Genomic DNA, 17,188 nt, shown 5'->3' with positions numbered 1-17,188 from the left:
GGAATGGGATGTAGTCACGACGCCGGCCTTTCTCCTCTGCGGGATCTCCCGCGGGCTGCGATACCGATTTTACGGGTCGAACGGCTGGTCGCCTGAGAGATCACCTGCGCAGTGCGCTCTGCGACGGCGCGCAGTGAGACGCTGCGCCGAGCCCAGTCGGAACGTCGCTGTCGTTCCCGTGCGGTCGTTCCGTCCGCGGCATCCGCGATCAGCTCACGCATCGCTGTCGCCACGGCGTCCGCCGTGAACTCGACCGCGAACCCCAGCTCGGCCGCGCGCACCAGCTCGGCGCCCGCCGGAGGCCCGGCGAAGAGCACAGGCGTCCCGGTGGCAGCGGCCGCATAGGTCTTGGTGGGCTTCGCGAAGTCGTAGCCGATTCCGGGCACGATGCTCACGAGCGATGCGATCGCCCCTCGGATCCACGACGCGGACTCGGCGGGGCTCACCACGCCTCCGAATTCCACCTGACCTGGAACGAGCTCTTCGGCGAGTCGCTTGAGCTCAGCCTCGACCGCCCCCTGGCCGAAGAAGCGCAGGCGCACCCCGGGATGCTCTCGCACGATGTCGGCGAAAGCACGGACGAAGATCTCCGGCTGCTGCCATTCCGACATCGTGCCGGTGTAGACGAAGTACGGTTCGGAGGAGGCTGCCCGCGCCGCGGGGCTGAACACGTCGGTGTCGATGCCGTTGCCGACAGTGGCCACGGCTTGCGGGTCCGCGCCGAGCAGCACCAGGCGTTCGGTCACCTCGTCGGACACCGAGATGATGGATCTCGCCCGGGAGAGCACGGCCCGTTCCAGAAGTCGCATGATCACGACGACGATCCGCGGCGCGCCCATCGAGATGACGCCGTCAGTCCACACATCCGCGGCGTAGTAGACGAAGGGACGGCGCTTGAGGGCTGCCACGGTCGCCACGATGATTCCCGTGGTAGGTGGCGACTCCGCGACGGCGACGTCGAACCGCTGGGCGAGCAGGCGCACGGCCAGAGGGATGTCGAAGCTCATGTACTGCACGTATCCGCGCACATTGCCGCCTTGATCACGAGCCACCGGCCAGCGGCGCACACGCACTCCCACTGCGTCCTCGATGGCCGGCGCGTGCGCAGGAGGGTTCGTGGTGAGCACGGTGACCTCGCTGCCGCAGTCCGCGAGAGCGCGCGCGAGAGCTCCGAGCCGGAACGCCCCGGCGCTCACCTCGGGTGGAAACAGCCGCGACGCGATGACGACCCTGCTGCGCCCCGTCACGAATCGGTCCCTTCTGTCGCCGAGCCCTGAGCGCCTTCGTCTGTCGCCTCGGGGCGGCGACCCCGCTCCTCGAGCCGCTGGATCCGCCGCTCATGGAACGCGGACTCCTCGGCGAGCACACGGAGCTTCTCCTCCATACGCGTCAACTCCGCGCCGTACTGCAGACTGACGAGGAACAGCAGCGCGATCGCGACGAAGAAGACGAGGTTCACCGGGACGACGACGCCCACCGCCCGCGCGGCCCACCCGAGCGTCTGCGGGAACACAGCGATGACGAGCGCCAGCACTCCGCCCACGAACCACCAGACAGCGTGACGCTCGCGCAGCGTCCCGCGCCTCATCAGCTCGATGATCGCGATCAGGGCGAGAACGGCGGCGATGATTCCGAAGACGTAGGTGATCGCGCTCATGTTCATGCTTCGTTCCTCACCTGCGCGCGGGGCCTGAGCATCGCAAGGCTGAAAGCCGCGCATGCGCGTACAAGGTAGACAGCGGCCTTGATCGGACGGTGCGATGGCGCCCCCGCCTGCCGAACGCGCATGGCGACCGGAATCTGACGGATCCGCAGGCCTGCCCTCGATGCGATGACGAGAGCCTCGATGGTGTCGCCCAGGTACTCTGCGGGAAACTCGTCTGCGAACAGCTCCACAGCACGGGGACCCGCGACTTTGAAACCGCTCGTGACGTCGGTGAGGGGAGTCCGTGCCACCCGACTGATCACGGCAGCCAGGAACCGCATCGCCCATCGGCGCGGTCCCCGCACGCCGTAGTCGCCCCTTCCGGCAAAACGAGCTCCGATCACAAGATCGGCGTGATCCAGCCCGGCGATCATCTCGGTGAGCATCGCGACATCATGCTGTCCATCCGCGTCGACCTGGATGACGACGGTATACCCGTGCGCCCGCGCGAAACGGTACCCGGCACGCATCGCGCCTCCCACGCCGAGGTTGAAGGGGAGAGTGAGAACGTCGGCGCCCGCGGCTCGCGCTCGGGGGCCGGTATCATCCTGCGAGCCGTCGTCGATCACGAGGCACCGTGCAGAAGGGTACGCGACCTGCACCTCGCGGACCACGTCCGCGACGGACTTCTCCTCGTTCAAGGCCGGAATCACGACGAGAACGGGCACATCGATCGCGCGCATCGCTACCGATCCTATCGAGAGTGCCGCTGAAGCTACTGAGCGCAGGCCGTGATGCGCCAGAGCGATGGGTCACCATCGGACTCCACGAGCTCGAACCCGGGTTGACCACTGAAGTCGGTCATTCCGGGCGCCGTGTACCGTCCGGGGGCTTGTTCTCCCGGACCGAAATCGAGCACATAGTCGGGGTGGCCGTACGCGGCCAGGGCCTCGCAGACGGCTGGATCGGTTGCGGCGTCCCGGAGCCGCAACGCGAGGACCTGCCACGCGGGATGCCGAGGCACCGCCCATGTCCTTGGGTACACGTCGATGCCGCTGAGGAAGTAGCCGAAGCCTGTTCCCGTGGACGGGTTGCCCAGAACACGCGATCCGGCCGGCACCAGCCCGTCCAGCGACTCGAGCAGCTGTCGTTCGTCCGGGTTCAGATAGGCGTCGTCTGCGGCGAGATAGCGCGACTCCCGGTCGAAGGTGCCCTGTGTGACCGCCGGCATCGCGACTGATCTGAACACGGAGATCGACAGAACCATCGCCGTGAGGACACCCAGCGCGACGCCGATCACGAGGGGCGATTGCACACTCGTGTGCACGACGCGCGCCGCCGCTCGCGTGACGACGAACGCACCTAGAGCTGCGAGCGGTATGACCACCACCGGCGCGAGCGCCGCGATTCGGTAAGGATCCGCGTACCACGCGCCGAGAATGACGTCGCGCACCAGCGGGGCATCGAAGGCCGCGACCAGCACGTACAGCCCCGAGACTCCGAGCCAAGCGGCGGCGAACCAGCGCAGCTCGGATCGGCGCAGGGCCTCCAGCAGACCGATGAACATGAGCGCGCTCACGGCGATCGCGAAGGGAATCCGTATCTGGCCGTTGAGCAGCACGTCCAAGAAAGCCTGGAGCTTCCCGCGGAAGGGCGGCCAGTGCGAGCCCGTGGTGCCCTGCGACAGAACCACCCATAGCGCCCCGACGCCCACCCACGCCGCAGCCAGCAGCGCGATCAGCCACGCACGTCTCAGCGCTCCGTGCAGCGAGATGAGGCGCGCGCTGACCCACAGGAGGGTGATCGCCATCCACGGAAGCAGCCCTGACGGCTGCGCAAGGGTCAGCGCGGCGCCGGCGACGGCGACGATGAGTACACCGCGCAGCACGCTCACTGCTCGATGACCTTCCGATCGCCAGTTCGTCAAGCTGGTCACTGCCGCGATCGAGGCCGGCAGCAGCGCGGTCGACAGTGCATTGGGGTAGAGAACGCCCCATTGGAACAGCAGCAGGGGGAACGTGTGCAATCCGCCGGCCAGGACGGCGGCCATCGCGGTCACCGGCACTGAGGAGGTGACGCAGCGCGTCAACCAGGCGACGCCGAGCGGCCAGATGAATCCGCCGATCACCAGAGTGAACATGTTCACTGCGACAGGGATGGGTGCACCGGAGATCAACGCACCCAGCGCGACGAAAGCGTGCCAGGCCGAAGGGTAGAACCCCGCTCCTCCGATCACTCCGCTCACGTGCAGGGACGACGCGTCAGCGGAATCGAGGATGAAGCGCACCGCGTTGAGGTGGAACACTGCATCGTTCGTCTGGGAGATGCCGGCTGGATTCTGGATGTAGCTCAGCAGACGCCACGTCGTCAAAGACGCGCCCAGGGCCAGCGCTGCGGGGAGCACCCATCCGGGGCGGGATGCCGTCATCGGCTCGAGTCGGCCGCGATCCCATCTACCGAAAAGGAACGCGACGAGGGCCACGACAAGCATGGCAGCCGCCCACGTGAAAGGACTCCATGCGACACCCGTGGCACCGAACACCAGAGCGGCAGCTGCGGTGACTGCAACGGTGAAGACCGGCGCGAACGCCAACAACGCGAGGCCCCGCATCCCGACGCCGAGCAGAGCGAGCAGACCCGGCACGAATACGAGCCCCAGGAAGAGGAGCAGCACCGGCAGCTGCGTGATCCAATCCAGGATCATGCGTCCACCAGCGCGATGGCGCCATCGAGCTCCCCGTCGTAGATGACCTCGCCCTTGCTGATCACCACACCTCGAGTGCAGAGCTGACGGACCATCTCCATGTCGTGACTCACCACCACCAACGTCTTACCGGCGGCGATGAGCTCCTCGAACTTCTGACGGCACTTCTCCCGGAAGGGGACGTCTCCGACCGAGAGGATCTCATCCATGAGCAGTACGTCCAGATGCACATGGATCGCGACCGCGAATGCGAGACGGAGGAACATTCCGGAGGAGTAGTGCTTGACCTCCTGGTCGATGAACTCCTCGATCTCGCTGAAGGCGACGATCTCGTCGTAGCGCTCCTCGATCTCATGCTTCTTCATCCCCAGGATGGCCGCGTTGAGGAAGACGTTCTCACGTCCGGACAACTCCGGGTGGAACCCTGCCCCGACTTCGATGAGCCCGGCGACCCTGCCGCGAGTGAGCACCTCGCCGGCGTCGGGCTCCATCACGCCAGAGATGAGCTTCAGCAGAGTCGACTTGCCCGAGCCGTTCATTCCGAGGATGGCGATGGACTCGCCTTCATTGATCACCAGATCGATCCCGCGCAGGGCTTCGAAGCTCGTGGAGAGCTTGCGTCGGCGGATCCACGAGACGACTGTGTCCTTGAGGGAGAACGCGTGATTGAGGGTGAATGTCTTCCGCACACCGTCGACGATGATGCTGGGACGCTTCGCTGTCTGGCTCATAGATCCTGGGCGAACCTTCCTTCGAGACGGCGGAAGACGAGCTGGCCGATCAGCAGGGTGGCGACGGCGATGACCGCGGTCCACAGCGTGTTGATCGCCAGATCGGGTGGCACGCGTGTCATGGCGTCACCGACGTAACCCGGCGAATCGACGAGATTCGCCGTTGCCGGCCGCCAGAACGCGTAATGGAAGAGCTCCACGCCCTGCGTGATCGGGTTGAGCAGGTACAGCTCCACCAGCCACCCCGGCCAGCCCAACTTGCCGACCACCGCATCATGCACCATCGTCCACGCATACAGCACTGGGGAGGCCCACGTCGCGAGCAGGAGCATCAGTTCCACGATGTTCTCGGCGTCGCGGAAGCGCACATTGACCGCACCGAAGAAGAGTCCGAGTCCCAGAGAGAACACCATCACGATCGCCATCCCGGCCAGCGCCGCCAGGACTCCCAGCACAGTGATGTGGCCCGCCCATCCCATGAGCAGGCAGACGAAGAGCAGCAGCGCGACCTGCGGGAGGAAATGGACGAACGATACGAGCACAGCCGACACTGCGAAGAGCTGCCGCGGAAGAAAGACCTTGCGCACGAGCGCGGCGTTGCCCACGATCGATGTCGTCGCGTTCTTGAACCCCTCGGAGAAGAGGTTGATGACGACGATCCCCGAGAAGAGATACACGGCGTAGTTGGGCACCCGATCCAGATCCATGAAGATCCCGAGGACGACCCAGAACACGAAGAACTGCGCCGCCGGACGCACGTAAGACCAGAGCCACCCGAGAACCGAGTTCCGGTATCGGGTGGTGACTCCAGTGCGCACCAGCAGCCGCAGCAGGTATCGCCAGCGCACCACATCGATCAGACCATGGCTCTTGCCGGGGACATCGAATTCAGCGCGCGGCACGAGAGCAAAATGATCGTTGATCGTCAAGGAGGGCTCCAGCCGAGGGGTCGCTGCCATCTTACTGGCTCATCGTCGTCGCCAACCTGGACACGTGTGCAGGTCGATGAGGTCCCACCCGGGCTGTGGCCGTTCAGACCATTGGAACCGGGCGCTGCGTCAGCAGCGGCGCATCGCGACCACACCGTCATCGAGCACTCCAGGACCGCCGATCAGCACCGCGGACTCGGTGCCGCTCGACTGAATGAAGTCCGCGGCCGCAGGCACCACGCACGACTTCCGCGTCAGCAGGAGCGGCACCTGCCACCGCCCGGCGAGCACGGAGGCACTGAGCGCGTCGGGGAACCCGTCGCCGGAGGCCATGAGAACGCGCAGCGCTCCCGTACGGAAGTACTTCCGCACGATCGCGTCATTCGTCGCATAGCGATCGACGCCGGACAGACGAGCGACGGTGAGCCCCAGCTGTTTGAGATGCTGCTGGATCCCGGCTCCAACCGCACCGTCGCCGCCGACGATCGTCGCGGAGGTCGCCCCTATCGCACGCAGCGTCGCGACCGTCGCGTCATCGAGAGTCGACTGAGCGCCGTCCACGAGCAGCACCGGCGTGCCTGTCCTGTTCCCCACGGCTGCAGCGCTGATCGCGTCCGGGTAGTCCCTCCCTGTAGCGATGAGCACCTGAGCACTCTTTCCGCCCATCTGGGCGGTAGCCTGCGATGTGGCGTACCTGTTGACTCCGGTGACGCGCTCCAGCTTGGCGTTCGGGGCCGAGTTCAACGCCTGTGCGCCCAGAGCCTTGGGCAGCACACCCGTTCCTCCGATGAGGATGATCCGGGTCGGTGCCAGCCGCTTGATCTCCGCGGCGACCGCAGCGGGCAGCGCGCTCGACGGCGTGAGAAGCAGCGAGGCCGACGCCTTGCCCGCGGCCGCGGCCGCACTCAGAGCGTCCGGGAAGTCGCCGCTCGTGGCGAGCATCACGGTGCGGGTGCCACTGGGCCACGCTGCGCGTGAGACCTCCACGGCCGTCGCCTCACGCTTCTGCCCTGCGAGCCGGTCGACCTTGACCGCGGTGACCTTGACCGCGGCGGACGTCGCGACCGCATCCGCATAGCCGGTCTTCTTCGCCACGACCCGGACATTGACGTTGGCGCCCGCGTCAGCGCTGGTGAGGGCGTAACTTGCGCCGGTGGCGTTCGGCACCGCCGAGCCGTTGCGCTGCCACTGGTACGAGAGCGTCCCGGGAGCGGGTGCCACGGTGACAGCCGCACGGAGGGGCTGTCCGACGACGGCCCTGCCCTGCAGCGTGACGGTGCCCATGCTGAACTTCCCGATCGGCTTCTGGGTGGATCCGAACCAGTCGGTGAAGTAGTTGTAGAAGTTGCGGTTGCCGTACGCCGAGCAGGAATCGCCCGTGCCGTATCCCGCTCGCATCGCAGCTGCGTTGGGCTGGTACGGCGTGTAGTAGTAGAGCGCCTCAGTGGCCTTGTTGGCGATGTACACGGGCCCGGTGCCGCAGCGGGCACGGTCGGGGTGGTACTGGATCTGCCATGTCTTGCCGGCCTTGTACCACTGGAAGTAGCGACCCTCCATGTAGACATTCATCTGCCGCGCGGCGCCGTAGATCTGATGGAAGAAGCCGACGAACTTCGGGTCGCATGGCGCGGTGTCGGGGCAGGCCTGCCCGAGCGCGATGTCATAGCGCCACTGGCTGGGCCAGTCGTGCGTGATGAGCCCCTGCTCCTTCTGGAGCATGACGATCAGCACCTGCGGATTGATGCCGCAGGACTGGGAGACGCGATAGATGATGCGAGCGGCGGTTTCCCCGCGCGCACCGGTGTAACCGCGGCAGTACGTGTCGGCCGGTCGCGTCACCGAATCCGCGCGGAAGTCCTTCAAACACGTGTACCCCGACTTGCAGGTCTTCACCTTCGAGTTGAAGAACGTCTGGATCTGGGCCTCAGTCATGGTCGACGCGTCGGTGAACACGGCGTCGCTGATGATGTTGCCGGGGTTGAACCCCGCCAGGGACGTCTTGGCCGGGCCGCCCAGCCCCGTTGCGACCACGGGGTCACCGGCCGCTGCAGCGGGAATCGCCGCCGCCGTTGCGGGTACCGCCGTGCCGAGGACGAGGCCGAGGACGGCGATCAGAGTCGTCGTCCAGCGAGCCGTTCTGGACACACCTCTGGCGTGGGATCCACGTGAATGCATGTGAACAGTGTGACGGAAGTTACGAGATGATGCCACTGAGCCGCGATTTCGCCCCTTTGCTTGCGGCGTGTCGTGCAGGCTCGCGGCCTTCTCTCAGAGTTCGGCGTGCAGTGCCCAGACGCGCTCGGCGGCACTGGGCCATGAGAACGCGCGAGCACGATCGGATGCGAGCACGCGCAGCCGCTGCGCTCCCCCGCCGAGGGCGTCGACGAGGGCATCCGGCAGTTCGTTCGATGCCACCACCGCTCCCCCGTCCGCGATGACGTCCCGATGCACGGCGCAGTCCACGGCGACGATCGGCTTCGCCAGCTCCATCGCCTCCACGACCCGCCAGGGCCATGCCATCGCGGTCGACGTCGCCACCAGCGCCTCCGCGCGGTTGACCACGGTCGCACGGGTGGCATCCGGCACCGCACCGGCGAGGTGCACCCGCTGCCCCTCGATGCCCGCGGCGCGCGCGGCATCCGTCACCTCCGCCTCCGCGCCCTCGGCGACGTCCAGCACGATTGCGTCGACATCGGCGGCCGCCGCCGCACGGAATCCCTCGTGCAGTGAGCCGGCGTCGCCGGTCAGCACGACGTAGCGCCGACGCAGACGCAGACCCGCCGGCAGCGGGTCGGCATCCACCCGTCGAGTGAAGCCTGTCGGCGCCGCGCCGGCGATCACGCGCACACGGTCGCCGAGAGGAGCGATCTCGACCAGGCGTGACGCCAGTGCGTGCGAGGGGACCACCACGGCGTCGGCGTGCTTCACGGCCCGCTTGAGCATGGCGCGCTGCCAGAGCACCTGCGCCTTGGGCAGCGAGTCCGGGCTCACCCAGGCGGTGAGATCCCACAGCGTGACCGTCGTCTGGTCATGATCGTGTACGCGATCGTGCCGCACGAGCGGCGCCATCAGGCTCGGCGCGTGGATGAGACCGCCGCCTGCTCCAGCGGCGATGCCCATCTGCCACGCTGCCGCGAGCTCGCGCCGGGCGAGGGCCAACCGGCGCACCTCGTGCAGTCCGTCCAGGGGGAGTTCGGATCCACTGGGCGCGATCGCCGAGACGACGCAACCCCGCGGGGCCGTGCGGATCAGCCCCTCGGCCAGCGCCAGACCGGCGCTCGCCTCATCGGCGTCGACGCCCGCCTGATCGAGGACGATACGCAGCTGCACGGTCATGAGGTCAGCCTAACCGCGGCCGCTCGCGGCGCCTCACAGTGTCGGGGCGCCCTCGGTCCGTTCATGATGCGGCCGGGGTCGCGGTCTCGAGCAGAGAGTTCTCCGCCACGAGCTGCAGCGACAGCACGCGGTAGCCCTCACTCTCGAAGAACACCGTCATGCGATCATCGCCCACTGCCATCACGGTGCCCGCTCCCCACTCGCTGTGCACCACGCGATCATCCACCCGATAGCCGTCGCCGCTCTCGGGCGAGGTGGCGTCCCCGGTGTGCGGCTCCTGCGCCTGGTCGTGTGCCTGCTCCCGCGCCTGCTCGGCGCTGCCATCGACGCAGGTGTCGCAGTTCCCGCACAGCCCTTCGCTCTCCTGGCCGAAATAGCCCAGCAGCACCTGCCGGCGGCACTGGCGGGTCTCTGCGTACGCCCGCATCATCTCGATGCGGGAGTGGTCGATGCGCTCGCGCTCATCGGCGCGCTCCAGTGCGTCGGCGACGGCACCCTCGGCGTCGTCAGCGCGAAGGCGCCTGGCGCCGGTCCGCGCGAGGCGGACATGGCCGGTGTCGGAGAGCAGCGCGAGCAGGGCGGTGATGCGCCGGGGCGAGAGGCCGGCGCGCTCGGCCAGCTCCGCGCGGCGCAGACCGCGCGTCTCGAGCACCGCCATCAGGCGGCGCAGCTCCCCTCCGGCAGGGCGGCGGCCGGCGAAGTAGCGGCGCAATGCGAGGTCCTCGGGGCGGAAGTGCAGTGTCGCCTGCGCGGCCGCGCCGTCACGGCCGGCGCGTCCGAGCTCCTGGTAGTACGCGTCGACCGAGTCCGGCACGTCCGCGTGCACCACGTAGCGCACGTTCTGCTTGTCGATCCCCATGCCGAAAGCCGACGTCGCGACGACCACATCGACCTCGTCGTCGAGGAACGCCGCGTGCACGCGGGCGCGCTCCTTCGCGGGGAGTCCCGCGTGGTAGGCCGCTGCCCGCAGACCCCGCTCGGCGAGCGCATCCGCGTAGTGCTGCGTGTCCCGACGCGTCGCGGTGTACACCAGCCCCGGATGCGGCAGCGCGGCCACCTCCTCGATCACAGCGGCGCGCTTGTCGGCGTCGGTGGTGTGCCGACGCACCGCGAGCGCGATGTTGGGCCGGTTCAGGTCGCCGATGCACACCACCGGATCGCGCTGCCCGAGTCGTCGGATGATCTCCTCGCGCACCGGAGTGGATGCCGTGGCGGTCAGCGCCATGATCGGAGGGCGTCCGAGGCGCTCGGCGAACGCGCCGAGCATGAGGTAGTCGGGGCGGAAGTCGTGCCCCCATGAGGCGATGCAATGCGCCTCGTCCACCACCAGCAGCGAGACGTCCAGTTCGGCCAGCGCGGTGAGCACCTCCTCCTTGGCCAGCTGCTCGGGCGCGAGCAGCACGAACTCGGCCGCTCCGGTGCGCAGCATCCGCCACGCCTCCTGCTTGGCCCTGGCCCCGCGAGCGGAGTTGAGCGCGACGGCGTCTGGGGCGTCCGGCGCACTCTCGATGCCGACCAGCTGATCCTCCTGCAGGGCGATCAGCGGCGAGACGACGACCGTGACGCCCTCACGCAGCGTCGCGGCGATCTGGTACATCACCGACTTGCCGTAGCCCGTGGCGAACACGGCGAGCACATCGCGCCCGTCCACGGCGGCGGCGATCGCCTCCACCTGCGCCGGGCGCAGCTCGTCGATGCCGAAGGAGTCACGCGCCACGCGCTGGATGTCGTCGGAGATCACCATCTCATTGCACCGCGTCGGTGCTGATCCCGCCACGGGGTTGCGTGCGGGCGCGGTGAGACATAGGCCCTTCGACGGGAAGGACCGGCTCAGGGGGTGGGAGTGGCGGTCTGCGGCGGGTGCAGCGCCTCGTCGACCAAGTCACGGATGTGCGCGTAGTCCGGTTCGTGCTCGTCGACGCCGTTCTCGGGCGTGAGCTCGACGCGCGTCACGGGCAGCTTCTTCGCCTTCACCATCAGGTCGAAGAACTCCGGCAGCTTGTCCCGCGGCAGGTCGGTGTCGGCGAGATCAGCGCCGGCGTCGGCGACGGCGCTGAAGCGCGAGAGCACGTTCTCGGGCGTGAACTGCGCGAGGATCGCCTCCTGCAGCTGGCGCTGGCGCTTCATGCGGTCGTAGTCATTCGTGGTGTAGCGCGAACGGGCGTACCACTGGGCGGTGTCGCCGTCCATATGCTGCTGTCCCGGCTCGATCCATCCGATCGCCCAGTCCTCCACGTCCGACGCCCCAGACCCGGGCGGCGGACCGCCCTTCGGCAGGCGCTGCGTCACGTCGATGTCGACGCCTCCGAGCGCGTCGACGAGCGCGGCGAAGCCGTCCATGTCGAGGAAGACGTAATAGGGGATCTCGATGCCGAGCACTCCCTCGGCGGCATCCTTGGTCGCCTCGATACCCGGCGCCGAGCCGTGCGCTGCAGCCTCCGGATACAGCGCCATGCCGTGGTCCTCCCGGCACACCTCTGCAGCGCTGCGGATGTGATTCATCCACGGCTCCCAGCCGCAGGTGGGACTGCTGTGCCCCTCGAAGCCATCCGGATACAGCTCGCGCATCGGACTGCCCTCGCTGAACGGCGCGTGCGGAAGCTCCCGCGGGATCCCGGTGATGGTCGTCGCGCCGGTGTCGGCGTTGACCGAGACGACCGAGATGCTGTCGAAGCGCAGCGAGTCGCGGCCGTCGCCGCTGTCCGCACCCAGCAGGAGGATGTTGTAGTAGCCGTCGCTGGGCGGAAGGCTCGGCCCGCTCCGGCCGAAGATGTCGCCGATCGCACCGCGGCCCGATGCCGCCACATTCGAGGTGTAGACCGCGCCGGAGCAGGCGAGTACGAGCGCGAGGATCGCTGCGACCGGCGCCGCGAAGCGGGTGATCACCGGCACCTTCACCAGCCGCAGCAGCCGCAGCGTGTCGATGGTCACCACGACCCAGAGCACGGCGTAGCCGAGCAGCAGCACCTGGATCGCGGTGAGCAGGATCCACGAGAAGCTTCCGGTGGCCAGCCACACGAACGTCCCCCGCGCGAACAGGCCGAGCCCGGCGACGACCGCGAGCAGCAGCCAGCCGAACAGCGTCGCGCCGAGGCCGAAGCGCCCGAGGCGCCGGCTGCCGGCCAGCACCTGCGCGGATCCGGGCACCAGCACGTTGAGCGCCACCAACCACCAGGCCCGCTGGCCCATCATCCGCGCGTCGGCGATGTCGGGATTCCGCAGCGGCCGCGTCTCGATGAGCGGTCGCCCGCCGCGCACAGGAGCGTGCGGGGCGGCCAGGGTCACAGGGAGTCCTTCAGCCGTTGGTTCTTCTGCTGCACCTGGTTCTCCAGCTGCGCCGCGTAGGCCTCGACGCGGTCGGCGAGCGCCGCGTCGGAGGTGCCGAGTATGCGTGCGGCGAGGATGCCCGCGTTGCGCGCGCCGCCGATCGACACGGTCGCGACCGGGATGCCGGCGGGCATCTGCACGATAGACAGCAGCGAGTCCATGCCGTCGAGGTACGCCAGCGGCACCGGCACGCCGATAACGGGCACTGCGGTCACCGAGGCGAGCATGCCGGGCAGGTGCGCCGCTCCCCCGGCTCCGGCGATGATCGTGCGGATGCCACGGCCACGCGCCTCCCGCCCGTAGCTCATCAGCTTGTCGGGCGTGCGGTGCGCCGAGACGACCTCGACCTCGTGTGGGATGCCGAAGTCGCTGAGGGCCTGTGACGCGTCGCTCATCACGCGCCAGTCGGAGTCGGATCCCATCACGACGCCGACGAGGGGCGAGCTCGAGGAGTGCAGTGGCTCAGTCACCATGACAGGCTACGGTGCGCCGCTGGGAGATCGTCGCAACGGCGCGCTCCGCCGCGCGTGCCGCTCACGCGAAGAACGTCGCAGCCGCCCTGGCCAGGTACACGACGTCGTCGAGGTCCTCGCCGGCGACGTTGATGTGGCCGACCTTGCGTCCCGGGCGCGGCGCCTTGCCGTAGGTGTGGATCTTCGCCTCAGGGTGCGCGGTCATCACGGATGCGAAGCGGTCGGCGAGCGTGCCCTCCTGCGGCCCGCCGAGGATGTTCACCATCACCGTCCACGGCTGGCGCGGCTCGGCGCGCCCGAGGGGCAGGTCGGTGACCGCGCGCAGGTGCTGCTCGAACTGGCCGGTGACCGCGCCGTCCTGACTCCAGTGCCCGCTGTTGTGCGGCCGCATGGCCAGCTCGTTGACGAGGATGCGCTGATCGTCGGTCTCGAAGAGCTCCACCGCCAGCATCCCGGTCACGCCCACCCCCTCCGCGATGCGGCGCGCGATCTGCTCGGCGGCCTGCACGAGCCGCTCGGTGGTACCCGGGGCGGGCGCGATGGCCTCCGCGCACACGCCGTCGCGCTGCACGGTCTCGACGACCGGGTAGGCGACCATCTCGCCGCTCGGACGGCGCGCGATCTGCTGGGCGAGTTCACGGGTGAACGGCACCAGCTCCTCTGCAAGCAGCGCATCCCCTTCGGCGGCGGCGAACCAGTCCGCCGCATCCATCGCCGTGCGCACGACACGCACGCCCTTGCCGTCGTAGCCGCCGCGCGGCGTCTTCACCACCGCCCCCCCGCCGTGATCGTCGATGAAGCGCTGCAGCTCGTCGGCGTCGTGCACGGCCGCCCAGTCGGGCTGCGGCACGCCGAGCTGATCAAGTCGTGCGCGCATGACGAGCTTGTCCTGGGCGTACTGGAGCGCGTCCGGTCCGGGGTGCACCTGCACGCCGTCGGCGACGAGCGCGCGCAGCACCTCCTGCGGCACGTGCTCGTGGTCGAAGGTGAGCACGTCGACGTCCTTCGCGAAGGCGCGCACGGTGTCGAGGTCGCGGTAGTCGCCGACGGCGGTCGCGGCCAGCTGCGCTGACATCCCCTCGTCCTCGGCGAGCACCCGGATGTCGAGACCCAGCTCGACGGCCGGCGCGATCATCATCCGAGCCAGCTGTCCCCCACCGATCACACCTACGCGCACGGTCATCCAGCGCCCCTTTCGTCTCGTGGTCCCTATTCTTCCGCACCGGCGGTGCGGCGGCGACGACGAGACGCTCAGATCGCGCCGGCCTGCGCGTCGCGATGCGCGAGGATCTGGTTCACCTCGACCTGATCGGCCAGCACCTCGTGGACGAGGCCGACCATCGGCACGTTGTTCATCCGCATCGGTGCGTCGGCGCCGTTGCTGAGCACGATCGTCCCGGCACCCCACAGCCGCTGCAGCGGCCCACGGCGCACGCTGATCGTGTAGCCGCGCATGTGCGACAGCTCGCGCCGGTGTCGCGACCCCAGCCCCTCGCGCACGATCACGCGCCGGGTGGTGATCGTGTAGGTGCGCGAGAGCCAGAACAGGTACGGCAGCACGACCAGCAGCAGCACCACGATCCCGGCGGCGGCCAGCAGCATCCAGTTCTGGTAGGGCGACGGCAGGTTGTCGTAGAGGTATCCGGTGGCACCCGCGGTGGCGATGAGCAGCGCGGCCGACCAGCACAGCCGGCGCGCATGGCCGCGGAAGCGCGCCACGAGCAGCTCTTCGACGGGCGCTCCCCGGGGAGGCATCTTCGGCCGGCCGCCGAGCGTCACGGGCTGGGTCACCCCTCCATTGTGCCCACCCTGCGACGACAGCACGGCAGGCCCGCCGCGCATGTCGGGCGCAGGGTTCAGGTCAGGCGCGCGTGCACGACGTCGCCAGACGCCACCGTCCGCTGCTGCCCGTCGTCGGTCGCGATGGTGAGCCGGCCGTCGGTCTCGAGCCGCACCGCCCGGCCGTGCAGCAGCTCCCCGTCGGGCAGGCTGACCTGCACCGGCCGCCCGAGCGTGAGGCAGCGTGCCGCGACGGCGTCGTGCAGCCCGGATGCCATGGCGTCTCCGTCCCTGCTCAGCGCGACGATCCGCGCGCGCAGGCCGATGAGGTACTCCGCGAGCAGCGCGTCGGCGTTTACCGCGACACCGAGCATGGCGAAGGACGTCGCAGTCGGCACCGGCAGCTCGGCCGCGGTCATCGCGGTGTTGACGCCGCTGCCCACGATCACCGCGCCCTCGGGCAGCACCTCGGCGAGGATGCCGCAGATCTTGCGGCCGTCGACGAGCACGTCGTTCGGCCATTTCAGGCCGACTTCGCATCCAGGCAGCTGCGCGGCGACGGCATCCGTCATCGCGGCACCGGCGGCGAGCGGCAGCCATCCCCACAGGTCGGGATCGGCGGGCAGCTCGCGCAGCAGCACCGAGATCGCGAGCGCCGACCCCGGCGGAGTCGTCCACTGCCGATCCAGCCTGCCGCGGCCGGCGGTCTGCGCGTCGGTGACGAGCACAGTGAGATGCGGCAGAGGTTCCGCCGGCGCGTCCGGACCGGGCGCGGAGGTGACTGCAGCCAGGGCGCGCAGCTCGGCGTTCGTCGATCCGCACGTGGGCAGCACGACGAGTCGACCGGCGACCCGCTCCGCGCAGGGCAGCCGCATCAGTCCTCGTCCTCGTCGACCTCGGCGTCCTCGACGTCGACATCGCCGGGTCCCGTGTCGCGCGCGTCCCACTCGTCCCAGGCCAGCATGAGCTGCTCTATGGCAGCGTGGAACTTCGCCGTCGCCGCTCCGTGCGCGGTGTCGCCGAAGTAGTGCTGCACCCACTTCTGCAGGCGGGCGACGGCCTCCTCGTCGCGCGCGACGCGCTCCACCTCGGCGGCGATGTCCGCCGCGCCGGATGTGGTGAGCCATTCACAGGCCGACAGGTACCCGGCGGTGTCGATGACGGCGCGCTCATCGGCGGGGCGGGTGATCAGCAGCGGCCTGCCGGCGGCGAGACGGTCGTAGACCATCGCGGAGATGTCGACGATCGCCACGTCGGCCGCCGCGAGCTGCCATCCGAGCTCGGGGCCGTCGTCGTGCACGTGCTGCGCGCCCGGGTCGCGTTCGTTGGCGGTGGCCAGTGCGGCGAGGATGCGCCGGTGCGCGGCGCCGTACTCCTGGCTGACCACCCCGCTGCGCGGGTGCGGACGGTAGATGACGCGGTGGCGGCCGGTGGCGAGCAGACCCCGCATGAGGGTCTCGCCGTGGCTGGCGATGGAGCCGTAGTGCGCGGACGGGCGATCGCCTTCCCAGGTCGGCGCGTAGAGCACGACCATCCGATCGTCGGGGGTGTAGGGCAGCGTGCCGGAGTAGTGATCGGCCTGCGGTCGACCGATCTCGATGGTGCGTCGGTCGATGTCGTAGTCCCAGAGCGTGCGGCTGAGGCGCTCGCGCGCGGCCTGCCCTGCCACCAGCGCGTAGTCGTAGGCCTTGTACTGGTTGGTGGTCATGTACATCTTGTCGGACTCGCCGTGGTTGATGAACACGTGCCAGCGCCGCCCGTAACGGAACATCTGGAAGTTGCGCGTGTTCTGGTTCACGTACAGCACGATGCGAATGTCCTGCGTGGCGAGGAAGCTCTCGAGGTCGCGCACCGTGGGCACGAAGGCGACCGGCGGGCTGTCCTCCTCGATCAGCTTCTCCGCGCCGGTGGCGCTGCGCGCGAGCACGACGACCGGCCACCGGTGCGCGAGGACCTCGAGGGGCCGGTACCACTGGCGCATCTGGTACATGTTGACCGCACCATCGGCGAAGTACACCGCGATCCGGTAGTGCCGCTGAGGGTGCGGGCCCTGCGCGGCCAGTCGTCGCCGCACCCGCTGCACGGCCGCGCGGGAAGTGAGAGCCTTGCGCAGCAGCCGGTATGCCTTGTTGCCATCGGAGACGACGCCCATCCCTTCAGAATACCGCGCGGGTCGACGTCTCCTCGGTGACGTGGTGGCGCATCGAGGCGTTGCGCTGGCACCTGGAGGCGTCGCTGGGAGCCGCCGCCATGCGCCCCGTGAC

Annotated in this window: 15 protein-coding genes; all 15 read right to left on the bottom strand. The window is 68.9% G+C overall.

Annotation, left to right across the window (positions count from 1 at the left end; all coding sequences use genetic code 11):
• Positions 1–14: 14 nt before the first annotated feature.
• Entirely contained in the window at positions 15–1,247 is a 1,233-nt protein-coding gene (locus WFG93_RS04300; RefSeq protein ID WP_336645097.1) for a glycosyltransferase family 4 protein, read from the bottom strand.
• Positions 1,244–1,657, bottom strand: a complete 414-nt coding sequence (locus tag WFG93_RS04295; protein ID WP_336645096.1) for a DUF2304 domain-containing protein — start codon at positions 1,655–1,657, stop codon at positions 1,244–1,246. Before WFG93_RS04295 ends, WFG93_RS04300 begins: the two co-directional genes overlap by 4 nt.
• A 2-nt stretch (positions 1,658–1,659) precedes the next feature.
• Entirely contained in the window at positions 1,660–2,388 is a 729-nt protein-coding gene (locus tag WFG93_RS04290) for a glycosyltransferase family 2 protein (protein ID WP_336645095.1), read from the bottom strand.
• Between the two features lie 32 nt (positions 2,389–2,420).
• Positions 2,421–4,349, bottom strand: a complete 1,929-nt coding sequence (locus tag WFG93_RS04285) for a DUF6541 family protein (protein ID WP_336645094.1) — start codon at positions 4,347–4,349, stop codon at positions 2,421–2,423.
• Positions 4,346–5,080: an ABC transporter ATP-binding protein gene (locus tag WFG93_RS04280; protein ID WP_336645093.1), complete on the bottom strand. Its 735-nt coding sequence runs from the start codon at positions 5,078–5,080 to the stop codon at positions 4,346–4,348. Before WFG93_RS04280 ends, WFG93_RS04285 begins: the two co-directional genes overlap by 4 nt.
• On the bottom strand, positions 5,077–6,039 hold the full coding sequence (locus WFG93_RS04275) for an ABC transporter permease (RefSeq protein ID WP_336645092.1): 963 nt from the start codon (positions 6,037–6,039) through the stop codon (positions 5,077–5,079). The genes WFG93_RS04280 and WFG93_RS04275 overlap by 4 nt, the downstream gene beginning before the upstream one ends.
• Before the next feature lie 99 nt (positions 6,040–6,138).
• Positions 6,139–8,154 carry a cell wall-binding repeat-containing protein gene (locus WFG93_RS04270; protein WP_336645091.1) on the bottom strand — a complete coding sequence of 672 codons (2,016 nt, stop codon included), beginning with the start codon at positions 8,152–8,154 and terminating at the stop codon, positions 6,139–6,141.
• 123 nt (positions 8,155–8,277) lie between these two features.
• Complete coding sequence (locus WFG93_RS04265) at positions 8,278–9,345, bottom strand: glycosyltransferase (RefSeq protein WP_336645090.1); 1,068 nt, start codon at positions 9,343–9,345, stop codon at positions 8,278–8,280.
• Between the two features lie 61 nt (positions 9,346–9,406).
• Positions 9,407–11,089, bottom strand: a complete 1,683-nt coding sequence (locus WFG93_RS04260) for a RecQ family ATP-dependent DNA helicase (RefSeq protein ID WP_442928230.1) — start codon at positions 11,087–11,089, stop codon at positions 9,407–9,409.
• Between the two features lie 86 nt (positions 11,090–11,175).
• The gene (locus tag WFG93_RS04255) at positions 11,176–12,630 is read right to left on the bottom strand and encodes an LCP family protein (RefSeq protein ID WP_442928229.1); all 1,455 of its coding nucleotides are present in this window, start codon (positions 12,628–12,630) and stop codon (positions 11,176–11,178) included.
• Complete coding sequence (gene purE, locus WFG93_RS04250) at positions 12,627–13,094, bottom strand: 5-(carboxyamino)imidazole ribonucleotide mutase (RefSeq protein ID WP_336645690.1); 468 nt, start codon at positions 13,092–13,094, stop codon at positions 12,627–12,629. The genes WFG93_RS04255 and purE overlap by 4 nt, the downstream gene beginning before the upstream one ends.
• A 112-nt stretch (positions 13,095–13,206) precedes the next feature.
• Positions 13,207–14,328 carry a 5-(carboxyamino)imidazole ribonucleotide synthase gene (locus WFG93_RS04245; protein WP_336645088.1) on the bottom strand — a complete coding sequence of 374 codons (1,122 nt, stop codon included), beginning with the start codon at positions 14,326–14,328 and terminating at the stop codon, positions 13,207–13,209.
• Positions 14,329–14,396: 68 nt separating this feature from the next.
• Entirely contained in the window at positions 14,397–14,936 is a 540-nt protein-coding gene (locus tag WFG93_RS04240) for a PH domain-containing protein (protein WP_336645087.1), read from the bottom strand.
• A 65-nt stretch (positions 14,937–15,001) separates the two neighbouring features.
• Complete coding sequence (locus WFG93_RS04235) at positions 15,002–15,799, bottom strand: biotin--[acetyl-CoA-carboxylase] ligase (protein WP_336645086.1); 798 nt, start codon at positions 15,797–15,799, stop codon at positions 15,002–15,004.
• A complete protein-coding gene (locus tag WFG93_RS04230) occupies positions 15,799–17,076 on the bottom strand; it encodes a CDP-glycerol glycerophosphotransferase family protein (RefSeq protein ID WP_336645085.1) in 1,278 nt (425 codons plus the stop codon). The genes WFG93_RS04235 and WFG93_RS04230 overlap by 1 nt, the downstream gene beginning before the upstream one ends.
• Positions 17,077–17,188 lie beyond the last annotated feature (112 nt).

It is taken from the genome of Microbacterium sp. USHLN186, assembly GCF_037145155.1.
In the GTDB taxonomy this organism is placed as follows: domain Bacteria; phylum Actinomycetota; class Actinomycetes; order Actinomycetales; family Microbacteriaceae; genus Microbacterium.
This window is presented reverse-complemented; position numbering and strand designations above follow the sequence as displayed.